Source organism: Rhizobium sp. BIGb0125 (genome assembly GCF_024810055.1).
Classification (GTDB): domain Bacteria; phylum Pseudomonadota; class Alphaproteobacteria; order Rhizobiales; family Rhizobiaceae; genus Agrobacterium.
Genome location: NZ_JANUDV010000003.1, coordinates 697373 through 712622, shown reverse-complemented (window position 1 = coordinate 712622; position 15250 = coordinate 697373). Strand labels below are relative to the sequence as shown.

The following is a 15250-nucleotide window of genomic DNA, read 5'->3' as shown; positions in this document are numbered from 1 at the left end:
CGAAGCCCAGCGCTCGGCAGAACTGCTGGCCAGAACTGGTAGCGAGTTTGCCTCGACCCTGCGTGACACGGTCTCGACCGCCACCCAGGACATCGGTGGCGAAGCCCAGCGCTCGGCAGAACTGCTGGCCAGAACTGGTAGCGAGTTTGCCTCGACCCTGCGTGACACGGTCTCGACCGCCACCCAGGACATCGACGGCGAAGCGCAGCGCTCGGCAGAACTGCTGGCCAGAACCAGCAGCGACTTTGCCCAGCAGGTGCAGGCTCGTAATGCTGAGTTCACACAGGCCATCGAAAACCGGTCTGGCGATATCATCAACCGTATTTCGGATGCGCAGAACCGCTTGTCCTCGCAGGCTGCTGCCGTTGCCCAGACCTTCTCCGAAGCTGGCAATGTCATCGTCAACAAGGTTGCCGAAGCAGAAACCGTGGTCCGTTCGCAGGCCGACACCATTGCCCAGAGCCTGTCGCAGGTTGAGGCAGCACTTGGTGCCCGTGGCGACTCCATCCGCACGACGCTGGATGAGCGCACCCGCGAACTGAACTCGATGCTGGCCAGCCGTTCGGCAGAACTGTCGCGCCTGATCGAAGAAAAGGCCCGTCCGGTCGTCGACCAGTATGCCAATATCGGTCAGGAAGCTGCCCACCGCATCGCAACGGCTGCCCGTGAGGGTGTTGAAACCCTGTCGGCCACCAATGCAGAAATCGTCAACCGCGTTGAACAGACGGTTGGTGATCTCAATGCTGCGGTCAGCAAGGCCTCGGTAGACTTCAACGCGGCCGACCAGTCGCTCGGTCAGACGGCAAACCGTTTTGCCGAAACCGCCTCGCAGGCTGCCGACATGGTGTCCAGCTCCAGCCGTCTGCTGGAAGGAAAGATCGACCGTCTGTCGAACATTTCCGGCCAGACACTGTCGCAGGTTGCCGGTATCGTTGGCCGCTTCGAAGAGCACTCCAAGATGCTGTCGCAGGCATCCGATCTGCTCGGCGCGGCCCAGTCCAGCCTGGTTGGCACACTGGAAGAGCGTCAGGATACCCTGCGCAGCCTGGCCGTAAGTCTGGTCAAGCGTTCTGAAGACATTGAAGCCACAATGCGCAACGTTGTTTCGTCCGTTGAAGGAACAATGGGCCATGCGGAAGAACGTGCAGCCAATGTTGCCGGTACGCTGAAAGAAAACCTGTCGTCTTCGTTCTCTGAAGTTGGCAAGGCTCTGGACGAGACCGAACAGCGTGCCCAGTCTGCCGCTGCCAATATGCGCAACGCGCTGCTCTCTGCCGGTCAGGAAGCAAACCGTTCCATCGAAACGACACTTGCGGACGCTCGCAAGTACTCGGACGAACTGGCCGACCGTGTTCGCACTGGCGTCCAGTCCTCGCTGGCCGACGTCGACAGCATCCTTGGCAGCGCCACGGAGAAGTCCACGGCTGCCGCTGCAAACGTCCGTGAAACGCTGCGTCTGGCAGTCGAAGAGGCGGTAACCCGCTTCTCCGGCGCAACCGACGAAATTCGTCGCTCCAGCCAGGACATTCGCAAGGAACTGGATTCGACCCGTGCAGAACTGAAGCGTGGTGCTTTCGATCTGCCGGAAGAAGCCAAGGAAAGTGCGGCCGCCATGCGTCGCGCCGTGGCAGAACAGATCAAGGCGCTGCAGGACATTTCGCAGCTGGTAGGCCGCTCGGCCACCCAGATGGAAATCTCCCACGCACGCCCTGCAGCCCCGCAGCCGGCTCCACAGGCGCCACAGCAGGCCGCCCCACAGGTTGAGCGTCGTGTTGCAGAACCTGCACCACAGCCAGCTGTCGCGGCTCCTGTAGCGCGTGCACCACAGCCACAGACCCCGGCACAGGTGCTGGGCACCTCTGCTGGTCTGCGTGGCAGCCTGCCACTGGAAACCGCAAAGCCGCAGGTCCAGACAACCACCATCTCTGACCAGGCCGTACAGCGTGGTGAGGGCAGTGGCTGGATCAGCGATCTGCTGCGTGGTGCATCACGTGACCCGAATGCGCAGGCAGCAGCTGCTGCCCGTCAGCCGGCAACACGTCCGGCTGCTGAAACAGCACCAAGCCAGGCATCGCGCAACACCGACAACCGAAATCCGCGTCACATGGTGGAATCTCTGAATTCCCTGTCGGTCGATATCGCCCGTGCGATTGACCACGATGCATCGGTAGACCTGTGGCGCCGTTACCAGCGCGGTGAGCGCGACGTGTTCACCAGACGCCTCTACACGCTGAAGGGTCAACAGACCTTTGATGAAATCAAGCGCAAGTATGAGCGTGAATCGGAGTTCAGAACTGCGGTTGACCGTTACATCGCTGACTTCGAAAAGCTGCTGGCCGACGTTGCCAAGACAGACCGTGACCGCACTGTAACCCAGTCTTACCTCACGTCTGACACCGGCAAGGTCTACACCATGCTGGCCCACGCCGCCGGTCGTTTCAATTGATATGAAAAGTAAGTAAGCACTTACTTACTTTGAAAACCGCCCCATCCGGGGCGGTTTTTGTTTGTGCAAAGGGTAAAATCCTCAAGCCTTGGGCGTTCCAACGCAAAGGAATGCCCCATCGATGTTGCCATTTGGGTCTTGGCTTTCTATGTGTGGAACAAACGATAACCCGCAATTTCTGGATTTCTGACATGACAAAACTGACAATCGTTGCTTTCGACGGCGCGACCATTGACCTTGATGTTGCAGACGGTTCCACCGTTATGGAAAATGCCGTGCGCAATTCTGTTCCTGGCATTGACGCCGAATGTGGCGGTGCCTGTGCCTGTGCTACCTGTCATGTCTATGTCGATGATGAATGGGCCGAACGTGTCGGCCCGCCAGAAGCGATGGAAGAGGATATGCTGGACTTTGCATTCGACGTGCGTCCAACCTCGCGTCTGTCCTGTCAGATCAAGATGAGCGCCGAGCTGGATGGCCTCATCGTACACGTGCCTGAGCGTCAGGGCTGATATTGCCAGCTGCCGGCACCCGTTACAGGCACCATCTGCCAACAAACGCGCCGGTCATTTTCCGAATTCGGTTTCGGCCAAAAAAAGCCTCGCTCTCCGCATGAAGAGCGAGGCCAGGCGGGCATGCCGCCACGAGGCGAGGGAGGATGACACCTGTGGTTCTGTGGACACGCCAGGGAACTCGAACGCTGCTAACAACTTGGAAATTTGCCGAACGGATGGGTATCGCATAACCACATGTTGGCGCGACCCTAATCCATTGAAATCTGAAGTCTTTCCCACTCCGTATTTAAGTTTTTTATAATTAAAAACACTGATTCGCCACGCCAAGAAATCAATCATAAAAGCGTGGGATCAACCTTAGGTGAGCAGGGTTGGCCGGGCGGCCTTGACGGCCATCGCTGGGCCAAATCACGAGAAAACATCACGTAACGGAAGTTTGTTGCCGAGCGCACATTGATGCAGCCGCGCGGTGCCAGCGTTTAGTTGGGCTGTCAAAGCGCCAATGGAGGCGTCATAAGCAATGTTTTGGCATGGCAGGGCCAAACCTCGCCAGCGTCATCCTCCCCTTGAGGCGGGGATCCAGGCCGTTTGCACATGCGCTGCGCGTTCGGATGTTCGGGAATGTGTGAGGTCGAACAATGGACGAGAGCGTCCTCCGCAAACGCTCCTCATGCCTTGTGCTTGCTGTGGGCAGCCAGCGGAGCGCGTCTGCGCGACAAAGGAGAGTCTATTCAGCCCAAAGACTTGGGCTGGCCTGGACCCCTGTGACGAGCACAGGGGTGAGATATGGATGGGGCGGTGTCCGCGAAAAAACAGCCCAACCGCACAAGACAAATAGCGATCAGTTGTCACGCGCCTTGAGGCGGTGGCTGAGCAGGCGCATCATGCGTGCATCGAAGTTCTTGCTTTCGATACGGTCAAAACGCTGCTGGTCGCTGTCATGTTCGGCCATGACCTTCTGCGTTGTGTCAGCCACTTGGGCTTGCAGTGCTTCACAGGTCTTTTGCGGGCGAAGACCTTTCAGTCTTTTTTCAAGCATCCGGCCATAGCTGCGTGAAATCTCGGCGTGGCGTTCTTCATGCCGTTTGATATCGGCCGACAGCGTATCCCAGATCAGCGCCAGATCGGCGCTGGTGCGTGCGCGGTTTTTCCAGCGCGGCAGCAATATCTTGGTGTGCAGGGTGACCTTCACTTCGCCAATATTGCAGCGGCCGTCTTTTTCCACATAGGTCAACTCACCGCCGAATTTGATTTCGGTGGCACCGGGATGTCTGGCGCCGGTGGATTGTGTCAGTGGGCCACGATTAGACAGTTCACGGTCGAGATCTGCCGCAGTTTTGCCCCCGATCTGGAAGTAGGAGATCGATTTTTGAAACTGGGTTTCCGCCTGTGTTGAATGCGTGAATGCAAACAGAAAAGCAGATGCGGCAACTGCACGCATGAGACCGGGTATAAAATTCATGTGCCAGACTGCCGGTTGAACTCGTGAAACGATTGCTGCATAGGCGGAGGTGATACAATACAAATTGGCGTGACTCTTTGTAATATCGAAAGGTCCTGACTGTGGTGATAACAGCCAACAACAAGGTGTGGCAAGCCGCTCATGGCCGAAGCCTGAAACTGGATAGGCGTGGCCGTATTATGGCCATCGTCAATGCTACGCCGGATTCCTTCTCCGATGGTGGCCAATTCAACACAGTGGATGCCGCCTTCAGTCATGCCATGACCTGCCTATCGCAGGGGGCCGACATCATCGATATCGGTGGCGAATCCACCCGTCCGGATGCCAGTGTCGTCGGTGCTGCAGAAGAGCAGGACAGGGTGCTGCCGCTGATTGAAAAGCTGGCACAAGAAACCGACGCACTGCTGTCCATTGATACTTACCGGGCTGAAACGGCTCGCCTTGCCGTTGCGGCTGGTGCCCATATCATCAATGATGTCTGGGGGCTGCAGAAGGATCCGGATATGGCCTTAGTGGTCGCAGAGACCGGCGCCGGTGTCTGCATCATGCACACTGGACGTGAGCGCCAGAAGCTGGCTGACGTGATTGATGACCAGATTCATTTTCTGAAACAATCGCTACAATCTGCTGAAAAGGCAGGCATAAACCGCGATGCCATCATGCTGGACCCCGGTTTTGGTTTTGCCAAGGACACCGAGGAAAACATGGCGCTGATGGCAAGGTTTGGTGAGTTGCATGCTCTCGGTCTGCCGATTCTGGCCGGCACATCGCGCAAACGTTTTATTGGCGCTGTCACCGGGCGGGAGGTCGCCAGCGACCGCGACGCCGGTACCGCCGCCACCACCGCCTTGCTGCGCATGGCAGGTGCGGTGGTGTTTCGTGTTCACAGTGTTGCCGTCAACCGTGACGCGCTGGCGATGGCAGATGCCATGCTTGCCGCGCGCAAGGTCCAATCAGGAGAAGAAGAATGAGCCGCTACACAATCCTTTTGAAAAACTGCTCCTTCTTTGCGCGCCACGGCGTGCTTGATCAGGAAGAGGCGTTGGGTCAGCGGTTCTTCGTCGATGCGGAAATGGAGGTCGAGGCTGGCGATGCGCTGGAGACCGACAATATCGACAACACCGTCGATTATGGCGTGGCCTTTGCCGTCATCGAAAAGATCGTCATTGGCAAGCGCCGTTATCTCATCGAGGCGCTGGCCAATGATATCGCTTCTGCGCTGCGCGAGCGTTACCCGCAGATCGTGCGCGTCAACATCACGGTACGCAAACCGTCAGCACCCGTTCCGGGCATTCTCGACTATGCGCAGGTCAGTGTAGAACAACATGCCTGACATGGAATGGACCATTGCAGCCCTTGGGCTTGGCGGTAATATCGGTGACCCGCAAGCCAGTATGGCGCAGGCGCTGAAACTGATTGACGAGGACGCTGATTGTGGCGTGCTGGCCGTGTCGAAACTTTATCGCACACCGCCATGGGGCAAGACCGATCAGGCCGATTTTTACAATTGTTGTGCGCTGGTCAAAACGTGCTTGCAGCCGCTGGCGCTTCTTGATCGTTGCCTTGAGATAGAGCGCGGCATGAAACGTGTGCGTATTGAGCGCTGGGGCCCGCGCACCATCGATATCGATGTGTTGGCCTATGGTGATGTGACACTGCAATCGGAGCGGATTGAAATTCCACATCCACGCATGACCGAGCGCGCCTTCGTTATGGTGCCGCTTGCCGATATTGCCGCTGATATGGTGATAAAGGGCAGGGCCGTGCAGCAGTGGCTGTCCGGTCTCAGTGCTGAGGGCATTGTCGAGGCAAATAAAAACCCGCTCTGGTGGCGGGTTTAAACGGGTCGTCAGAATTGGTTCGGCTTATTTCTTGATAGAGCCGACAGCAATCTGGTCAATGTCGCGTGCCAGTGTCAGGCCGATAACCGGAACCATCTGGTCTGCTACCTTCACCGAAATGGTGATGTTCATGGAATTGCCGTTCTGTACGCGGGCAACCATGGCACCGTTCAACTTGGAGCGGTTGATGCCAACCACAACCTTGTCGCCGGAAACCTGACCGGACACGATGTCCAGACCCTTGCCTTCAGCGCCATCAAGGAACTTGCCGGTGTAACCATTGCCGCTGCGGGTAATGGTGGCCGACATCGGCTGCTTGAATACGCCAACGCGGCAGGTGCCACCCAGCTTGATACCGGTTACCTTGCCGTCAGCAGGTTCGCCCACCAGGTCACAGGTAAACTTGGTGCCTTTGTATTTGCCGGCAACAATCTCGCCCGGACCCTTCCAGGAGCCGGCAACCGACGAGAAGAAAACGTCGTCAGCGGAGGCTGCATTGGCAGCGCTCGGCGTCATTGAAAATGCAAACGGCACAACAGCGGCAAATCCGCACACGACCGAAAAGAAGCGCGAATACATGATACTTTCCTTGGCGAAAATGCCTCGATTTGATGGGGCTAATGTATTGCGGGAATGGTTAATGTTTGGTTTATTTCGGGTGAGGAATTGACAGGTTGGTAAGTTTTGAAGCGCCTTTTAGCGCCTTCAACCCTGTGTAGGCAGGGGTGTAATTTACACCTTCTGCTTCAGGACTGACCCTTCAGATCAGGCCGCAAATCCGAGATGAAATCGCTGATGCCGGGCCGTTTCAGGGCGCGGAATGGCAGCGGGCGGCACAGATCCATGGCGGCAATACCGATGCGGGCGGTCATCAGCCCGTTGATCATGCCTTCACCGAGCCGGGCCGAGAGTTTGGACGCCAGACCATGGCCCAGAACCTGCTGTGCCAGCCCGTCACCGACAGCAATTGAGCCGGTGACAGCCAGATGTGCAATGACATCGCGCAGCAGGCGCATCATGCCAATCGAGCCGGGGCGGCCGCCATAAAGTTCGGCCATGGAACGGACAAGCCGCACCACTTCAAACAACACATAGGCCAGGTCGACAATGGCGCGTGGGCTGACGGCGGTAACGATCGACACGCGTTTGGAGGCGTTGAGAATAAGCGCACGCGCCTGCCGGTCGATGGGTGTCAGCAATTCGCGCTCGGCAAAATCCAGCAGGTGCGGACCGTCGATAATATCGTCCTGCGTTGCCTTCAGTGCGGCGCGGCCTTTGGCGGTTTCGGCGCGGTGCGACAGGATGTTTTCGAGTTTGGCAACAACGGCTTTCGCAGCGGTTGCCTTGCGCTCCAGCGCGGCCTGTTCAGCCTCGACTTTGAGCGATTGCACGGCGTTAAGCCGCCATATGCCTGCCACCTCGCGCGCCACGATCACCAGCAGCGCCAGAACGGCAATCGCCACGGCGGTGATGGCGGTGTAACCCAGCCAGTCGGCGCGGGTGAACAGATCACGGATCAGCTGGTCGGCCCACAGGCCAAGCGCCAGCGACAACAGGAAACCGAACGCGCCGATTGCCAGCTTGCCGAAGGAAAACCGGTGTGGGCGCGGTTCGGCAACCGGCGGCGCAAGGCCTGCATCCACGCCGCCCAGAAACGGATCATCCTCGTCAGGCGTTACGGCAATCTCGCCGGCAAAGGCCTGCGGCAGACGACGCACTGGTGGCTGCTGCTGTTTTTCCGTGTCGATGGAAAATGCCTCGGGGCGTCTTTTGCCTGGTGTGGGGCCATCATTGTTGGAATTGGTCATGCGAGCCTGTCTCCGAAAAGGAACTGCATGGCACGGTCAAGCCGGATATGGGGAACCGAGAGCTTGATGCCACCGCCAGTTTCTTCGATTTGCGGCGGCCGGAACCGAACAAAATTGATGTCGGGCATGCCGTCGCTATTATCAGCGGCAAATAGCGGTTCGGGATTTTCCGGCAAGTCGCCGGGAAAGATTGCCGTGGCGCGGTTGCCGTCGAATATTTCGCCATTGATGCTTTCACCTGATATCGGCGTGCCGACGATCACCGGCAGGGTGTGGCCATCCTGCTTGACCGATGCCTCACGCGTTGCGCGCACCGAGGCCAGCGCCATCACGTCAATGCCGGCACCGCTCATGCCAATGCGGGTAATGGCGCGGTCCACCAGTCGGCGCGTCAGGCTTTCCAGCCGGTCATGGCTTTCATGGTGCAGATGGTCGGCCTTGGTGGCAGCCACCAGAACCTTGTCGATGCGCCGCCCCAGAAGCGACGACAGCAGCGTATTGGTACCGGGACGGAAGCAGGCCAGCACATCACCCAGCGCCCGCTCCAGGTCCTGCAACGCCTCCTGACCGCGGTTGACGGCCTGCAGCGCATCAATCAGCACGATCTGGCGGTCAAGGCGGGCAAAGTGTTCACGGAAGAACGGTTTTACCACGATGTTTTTATAGGCGTCGTAACGCCGCTCCATCATCGCGCGCAGTGAGCCCTTGGGGGCTTTTTCATCTGTCAGGCCAGGCAGCGGCGCAAAAGTCAGGGCAGGCGATCCCTCAAGATCACCCGGCATCAGGAAACGGCCGGGCGGCAGGGTGGACAGCGACCTCTCATCGGATTTACAGGCCCGCAGATAGCCGCTGAAATGTTCTGCCAGTTTCTTGGCTGTCATTTCATCGGCCGGTGCATTGACGTCAAGAGTGGCGGCATACTCCAGCCAGTCACGGGCCAGCTCTGCCCGCACGCCGGTTCCGGCCAATTCGACAGTCTCATTGCTGAACGTGTTGTAGTCGCGTTCTAGCAACGGCAGGTCCAGCAGCCATTCGCCGGGATAGTCGATAATGTCGATCGACAACTGGCCGGGCGACAACCAGCGACCCCAGCCGCTGGCGCTCTGGTAATCAATGGTAATGCGCAGCTCGGAAATGGCGCGGGTCGAATCAGGCCAGCTGCGGTCGCGCACCAGCGCCTGAATGTGGTCTTCATACTGAAAGCGCGGAATGGCGTCGTCAGGCTGTGGTTCCAGGCGGATGGAGGACACACGGCCCGATCGCACCGGTTCAAACAGCGGCAGGCGGCCGCCATTCAGCAAATTATGCACCAGCGAGGAGATAAAAACCGTCTTGCCTGCACGCGAAAGGCCGGTCACGCCGAGCCGCAATGTGGGATGCGTCAAGGAACTTGCCCGGTCATAAAGATTGTCAAATGCGATCAGCGCGCCGTCTGTTATCGATGAAAGCGATGGGGGCAAGAGCAATTATCCCATTAAAATTAGAAATTTCTCCACGAATATAAGAAGGATTGGTGCTTAAAAAAGTGGCTGGAAAACAGAAATATACCGGGCCGATGGCGGTCGCGGCTTTTATGGCGCGATAAAATCTACAACTTTCCACTTCAGCGGCGATGCCTCGTCGCTGGCATCACAACTGAGCACGGCAAGGCCGGCGGTGGGGAAACCTGACGGTAAATGGCTGTGGAAATCATCTTCCCCGACCAGTGATTCCAGGAGGTCGGCAATAGTTGGATTATGGCCGATCAACATCACCGATTGACTTTCGCTTTGTGAGGAAATCAGGTCGAGATACGTTTGTTCGCTGGCATTATACATTTCATCAATGAAGGTAATCTCCGGCTCACCCGGCAGCGAACGGCGGATCGCATCGCTTGTCTGGCGGCAGCGTACAGCCGTTGAGCACAGGATGACCTGCGGGCGATAACCCTTGTCAGCTGCCTTGTCCGCAACGATTTCCGCTTCCGCATAACCTCTGTCATCAAGCGTTCTGTCGAAATCTCCCTGACCCGGATTTGCCATGCCGGAATGAGCGTGACGAAGCAGATAGACACGGTTGAGGGAAGTAGAGTGCAGCGCCATCTGTTGAGATTCCATTCTGTAAAATTCCGGTTTTTGAAGAATAGACTGCTTTGCCTCAAGTGTCCTCAAGGAATACGCGAATGCAATCAGTGTTTTGACGCTGGCTATTCACGGATTGTAAAAGGGATTAAAAAATGGACATTTAGCTGATTTTTGTGACAACTTTAAAAATGCCTTAAAACCTCTCAGAAGGCTTGAATCACCATAGGTCCTTGGAGTATACACCGCCGCATAAGAGATGTTCTTCGAGGAGAATCGCGTTGAGTGAGAAGATCGATCTTAGTGACTATGTGCTCTCTGAGAATGATGAGTTCATGAATGCCAATCAGCGCGCGTACTTTCGTGCGAAACTGATTGGTTGGAAAAATGACATCCTTCGCGAAGCAAAAGAGACCCTTGGTCATCTCGCGGAAGAAAGTGCAAACCATCCTGACATTGCTGATCGCGCCTCTTCGGAAACAGACCGCGCCATCGAACTGAGAGCAAGAGACAGGCAGCGCAAGCTTATTTCCAAAATCGATGCTGCCTTGCAGCGTATTGACGAGGGAACCTACGGTTACTGTGAAGAAACCGGTGAGCCTATTGGCTTGAAACGGCTTGATGCCCGCCCAATCGCAACGCTTTCAATCGAAGCTCAGGAACGCCATGAACGTCGCGAGAAAGTTTATCGCGACGAGTGATCTCAAACGGTGAAAGCCGGATGAGTTTCAACTGACCAATAAAAAAGGCGCGTTCTACGCGCCTTTTTTCATGTCTGCTGGTGGCCGATTGTGGCCCGTTATTACCGATCGCGTGTCACGGACATTTCGCCGAAGATGCGCGCCATTTCCTTCTGGATCTCGTTTTCGGTCGAGGCGCCGGAAATTGGTGGGGCAGAAGGATCACGGCGTGGTTGCTGCTGTGTGCTGGCAACCTGCGCAAAACCTTGCTCGGCAGCAGGAGCGCTCTTGGCGATTTCCGCTTCCAGGAACTTTTCAAAGTCGCTGCTCAGAGCCTCGTTCGACAGAGCTGGCTCAGGGGCGGGTGCGACCGGCTTGATGGGCGGTTCAACCGTTTCGCGGTTTGGCAGAACACGGTTGCGCGCTGATTCCAGGATGTCGCCGGCATTGATCTCATCGAGCGTATAGGGCGACGTCTGCAGGATCGGTGGAGGCTCCACCGCTGTTGTGACAGCTGCTGGCTTGATCGGCGGCACGACATCGGGTGGTGTTGCAACGGCGGCAGCCACGGGGGCTGCGGCAACCACCACTGGCGGTCTGTCGATGACCGACGGTGCAATAGGGCCAGCAACCGGTGGAGCAGCCGGAGATGGCGCAGCTTGGGTGGCAGGTTGAGTAATTGGCGACTGGACTGCAGATACGGGCGGCGCGCTGGCAGGCGCAACAACGGGTGGCTCCTGGCGGAATGGGCGTGGCGCCTCGGACGCAGGTTCAACCGATGGTGCCGGTCTTGCGACGGATGGTTCCCTGGTCACGGATGTCGTTGCTACTGTCGGAGCAACAGCAGGGGCGGCTGGCGTGATGATCGGCGGCACTACAGGTGGTGGTGTGATGACAGGTGCAGGCGCTGAAGCCGGTGCAGAGGAAACGACCGGTGGCGGCGTGATCACGGGTGCCGGAGCCGGAGTAGGCGCAGGCGGCACAACCGGTGCGGCCACAGGGGCAGGGGTCACGATTGGCGCGGCCTTGACCGGCTGCTCATGGGTGACTTCACGGGTCTGCGAAATCGTGCGCGGGGTCTCGCGCTTCTCAACCTGCTCTTGCCGCTCATCATCATAAGGTGAGCTGGACAGCAGGTTGTCACGCTGATCGAGCGGCGTCAGAACCGGAATGGCGCCAATGCCGCTTTCAATGACGATATCGGTCGGGCCGCCAATCATCACAAGATGTTCGACATTGTCCCGGCGCACCAGAACCAGCCTGCGGCGCGCATCGACAGCTGCCGCATCCAGCACCTGCAAGCGCGGCTGGCGATTTCTGCCGCCACGAATGAAGGGGGAAGAGCCGCCGCGCCGCTTTATCAGCCACAGGACGATAGCAAGACCGATTAATGCAACGCCAACACCGACGACAGCAATAATGAGATTGTTTCCGTACGAGCCGAGGGCCTCGTTCACCATATCCATGATAGTTGCGTCTTTCTAAAATTCGAAAGCGGACAAATCCTTATAAACGGATGTTACATTATCCGCTAAGTTGCTCAAAAAGACGATTTTTTTAAGTCGCTGACAAGATTTTATCGCTGTTGTCCCGGATTATATCTAACCTGCGGAGCAAATCATTCCGTATACACGCACTAATCTGTGGTGATTTCCTTCAATTTCTTGATGGTTTGATGGTGGTTATGTCGCAGCATAGCTTTTGGCTGGCTGGTTAACTTGCTACAAGGGCAAGAGGTGGGCGATTCCGTGTGTTTCACGGAAATGAGCTGCAAGAATACGAGGTTGAGATGACACGGGTGGGCCAGGCCAGCGAAAATGACGACCTGCCATTGATGGACAGGCAAGCCCGTTCAGGAACGGTTGTACGAATACTTTTCCTTGCGGTCATTCTGGTGGCCGCTGCCGTGGCCTTCGTCTATTTCAAAGATTCTCTCGAAAACGAGATCGTGCTCGGCATTCTTGGCGTGCTCGCCATGGTCGGTATATTTTTCCTGGTGTCGTCGATCATCGGTTTTATCGAGGTCATGCCGCAGTCGCGGTCCGACGTGCTGGCAAGACGCTTCCTGGCAAGCCACCCCGATGGCATTATCGTCACCGATCCCAAGGGCCGCATCGTTTATGCCAACAGCGCCTATTGCCAGATGACCGGCGCGGTCAAGGCCATGGATATCCAGAGCCTTGAGACGCTGCTGTCGCGCAATCGCGAATCGACCGAAGCACTGTACCGGCTGATCAACAAACTGCGCGAAGGTCAGAGCGGCCACGAAGAATTCCGGCTGCTGAAATCGATCGGTGATGGCACGACGTCATCCGGCCCGCATTGGTACCGCCTGAAAGCCCGTCTGTTGATCGAAGCCAGTGGCGATGCGTTGCACGTGTTCCAGATCATCGACATCACCGCCGAGCGTGAAGATCAGGAGAGATTTTTCCGCGAGCTGCAAAATGCCATCGATTATCTCGACCACGCACCATCAGGTTTCTTCTCGGCCGGTAAAAAGGGTGAGATTATCTACCTCAACGCCACGCTGGCCGAATGGCTGGGTATCGACCTTGCCCAGTTTGCGCCGGGTTCAGTGACCGTGTCCGATATTGTGGCGGGCGAGGGCATGGCTTTGCTGCAATCGGTCAAGCCGTCGGCTGGCCAGTCACGCACCGAAACGGTTGATCTGGACATGCGCAAGGCCAATGGCCAGAGCGTGCCGGTTCGCCTCGTGCACAAGGTTGCCGCCGCCCGCGATGGTTCTATCGGCGAAAGCCGCACCATCGTGCTGATGCGCACCAATGTCGAAAGTGATGATCGTTCGGCCTCGGCCATGCGCTTCACCCGCTTTTTCAACAATACGCCAATGGCTATCGCCTCGCTGGACGGACAGGGCCGTATTCTGCGCACCAATGCGCCGTTCCTCAAACTGTTCTCGTCGGTGGTCAGTCGTGATGATGTTGACCGGGGCATTCCGTTTGAAAAGGTCATCCACGACAATGAAAAGGGTCATCTGGCGCATGCGCTGGAAGCAGCCCGTGACCGCCAGGGCGATATTGCACCCTTTGATTCCCGCCATCCGGGCGAAGAAGGCCGCCATTTCCGCTATTACGTGAATGCGGTTATCGACCAGAATGAGGAGGCGCCTGAAGAGGTCGCCATTGTTTATGCCATCGAGGTGACAGAGCAAAAAGCGCTCGAAACCCAGATGGCACAGACCCAGAAGATGAACGCAGTCGGCACGCTGGCCGGTGGCATCGCGCACGACTTCAACAACGTGCTGACCGCCATCCTGCTGTCGTCTGACCATCTTTTGTTGCAGGCGCGTCCAGCCGACGCCTCCTTTGCCGACCTGATGGAAATCAAGCGCAACGCCAACCGTGCAGCCGTGCTGGTGCGCCAGTTGCTGGCTTTCTCGCGCAAGCAGACCATGCGTCCAGCCGTGTTGAACATGACCGATGTCGTCGGTGACCTGCGCATGTTGGTCGACCGGCTGATTTCCGGCACCAATGTCAAACTCGAGGTCGATTACGGCCGTGACCTGTGGTCGGTCAAAACCGACCTGTCGCAGTTCGAACAGGTGCTGATCAACCTGTGCGTCAATGCGCGTGATGCCATGCCAAGCGGCGGTACCATTCGCATCAAGACGCGCAATGTCAGCACTGAAGATGCTGCCGCGCTGAACCGGCCAGACATTCCAATCGAAGAACTGGTGATGATTGAAGTGTCCGATACCGGCACCGGTATTGCGCCTGAAATCATGGACAAGATTTTCGAGCCGTTCTTCACCACCAAGGATGTTGGCAAGGGTACCGGTCTTGGCCTGTCGATGGTTTATGGCATCGTCAAACAATCCGGTGGTTACATCTACCCCGAATCGGAAGTGGGCAAGGGCACGGCATTCCGCATCTTCCTGCCACGCCACATCGTCGAGGTTGTTGCCGTTGATCCTGAAGTCGCCGCTGCCGCTGGCGATAAAAAACTACTCGGCGCAGCACCAGCCGCAGCCGCCAAGAATGACGATGTTGACCTGACCGGCAAGTCTGCCGTCGTTCTTCTGGTGGAAGACGAAGAGGCGGTTCGCCGTGGTGGAAAGCGTATGCTGGAAACCCGTGGTTACACGGTGCACGAGGCCGGTTCCGGCATCGAGGCGCTGGATGTGATGGAAGAGCTGGAAGGCAAGGTTGATATCGTCGTCTCCGACGTTGTCATGCCGGAAATGGACGGCCCGTCGCTGCTGCGTGAATTGCGCAAGAACTATCCAGACATGAAGTTCATCTTTGTGTCCGGTTACGCAGAAGACGCCTTTGCCAAAAATCTGCCTGAGGATGCCAAGTTCGGCTTCCTGCCCAAACCGTTCTCCTTGAAACAGCTGGCCGTCGCGGTTCGTGAAATGCTTGATAATGAAGGGTGATCTCTTCCTTCTCTCTCTTGGCGTCCGGACAAGGCCGGGCGC

The 15250-nt window shown here is 57.3% G+C and carries 12 protein-coding genes and 1 pseudogene; 7 read left to right on the top strand and 6 right to left on the bottom strand.

Going from position 1 to position 15250, the window contains the following annotated elements; genetic code table 11:
• A pseudogene (locus tag M2418_RS11780) lies at positions 1-2446 on the top strand (hypothetical protein); the annotation flags it as partial.
• A 191-nt stretch (positions 2447-2637) separates the two neighbouring features.
• Positions 2638-2958: a (2Fe-2S)-binding protein gene (locus M2418_RS11775; protein ID WP_259146619.1), complete on the top strand. Its 321-nt coding sequence runs from the start codon at positions 2638-2640 to the stop codon at positions 2956-2958.
• Between the two features lie 844 nt (positions 2959-3802).
• Here M2418_RS11775 and M2418_RS11770 read toward each other — a convergent pair.
• Positions 3803-4423, bottom strand: a complete 621-nt coding sequence (locus M2418_RS11770) for a DUF922 domain-containing Zn-dependent protease (protein WP_405049406.1) — start codon at positions 4421-4423, stop codon at positions 3803-3805.
• A 179-nt stretch (positions 4424-4602) separates the two neighbouring features.
• On the opposite strand from M2418_RS11770, the gene folP reads away from it, so the two are divergent.
• Genes folP through folK form a run of 3 tightly spaced genes read left to right on the top strand, consistent with a single transcriptional unit; the run spans position 4603 to position 6264 of the window.
• Complete coding sequence (gene folP / locus M2418_RS11765; protein ID WP_259146617.1) at positions 4603-5394, top strand: dihydropteroate synthase; 792 nt, start codon at positions 4603-4605, stop codon at positions 5392-5394.
• Positions 5391-5756, top strand: a complete 366-nt coding sequence (folB, locus tag M2418_RS11760) for a dihydroneopterin aldolase (protein WP_259146615.1) — start codon at positions 5391-5393, stop codon at positions 5754-5756. Before folP ends, folB begins: the two co-directional genes overlap by 4 nt.
• Positions 5749-6264 (top strand): 2-amino-4-hydroxy-6-hydroxymethyldihydropteridine diphosphokinase, encoded by a 516-nt coding sequence (folK, locus tag M2418_RS11755; RefSeq protein ID WP_259146614.1) that lies wholly within the window; start codon positions 5749-5751, stop codon positions 6262-6264. The genes folB and folK overlap by 8 nt, the downstream gene beginning before the upstream one ends.
• A gap of 24 nt (positions 6265-6288) precedes the next feature.
• Here folK and M2418_RS11750 read toward each other — a convergent pair whose 3' ends face one another.
• The 4 genes from M2418_RS11750 to M2418_RS11735 all read right to left on the bottom strand — a co-directional run bounded on the left by M2418_RS11750 (position 6289) and on the right by M2418_RS11735 (position 10168).
• Positions 6289-6843, bottom strand: a complete 555-nt coding sequence (locus tag M2418_RS11750) for a hypothetical protein (RefSeq protein ID WP_259146613.1) — start codon at positions 6841-6843, stop codon at positions 6289-6291.
• A gap of 167 nt (positions 6844-7010) precedes the next feature.
• The gene (locus M2418_RS11745) at positions 7011-8072 is read right to left on the bottom strand and encodes a YcjF family protein (protein ID WP_259146612.1); all 1062 of its coding nucleotides are present in this window, start codon (positions 8070-8072) and stop codon (positions 7011-7013) included.
• Positions 8069-9532 carry a YcjX family protein gene (locus M2418_RS11740; RefSeq protein WP_259146610.1) on the bottom strand — a complete coding sequence of 488 codons (1464 nt, stop codon included), beginning with the start codon at positions 9530-9532 and terminating at the stop codon, positions 8069-8071. The genes M2418_RS11745 and M2418_RS11740 overlap by 4 nt, the downstream gene beginning before the upstream one ends.
• 111 nt (positions 9533-9643) lie before the next feature.
• Positions 9644-10168 carry a histidine phosphatase family protein gene (locus M2418_RS11735; RefSeq protein WP_246787659.1) on the bottom strand — a complete coding sequence of 175 codons (525 nt, stop codon included), beginning with the start codon at positions 10166-10168 and terminating at the stop codon, positions 9644-9646.
• A 245-nt stretch (positions 10169-10413) separates the two neighbouring features.
• Here M2418_RS11735 and dksA point away from each other — a divergent pair, with 245 nt between their 5' ends.
• Complete coding sequence (gene dksA, locus M2418_RS11730; RefSeq protein ID WP_192487762.1) at positions 10414-10833, top strand: RNA polymerase-binding protein DksA; 420 nt, start codon at positions 10414-10416, stop codon at positions 10831-10833.
• Between the two features lie 101 nt (positions 10834-10934).
• Here the strand turns inward: dksA and M2418_RS11725 are convergent, their stop codons facing one another.
• Entirely contained in the window at positions 10935-12278 is a 1344-nt protein-coding gene (locus M2418_RS11725) for a flagellar biosynthetic protein FliO (protein ID WP_405049405.1), read from the bottom strand.
• A 323-nt stretch (positions 12279-12601) separates the two neighbouring features.
• Between M2418_RS11725 and cckA the strand changes: the two genes are divergently transcribed.
• Complete coding sequence (cckA, locus tag M2418_RS11720) at positions 12602-15208, top strand: cell cycle histidine kinase CckA (RefSeq protein WP_259146607.1); 2607 nt, start codon at positions 12602-12604, stop codon at positions 15206-15208.
• The last annotated feature ends 42 nt before the right edge of the window (positions 15209-15250 follow it).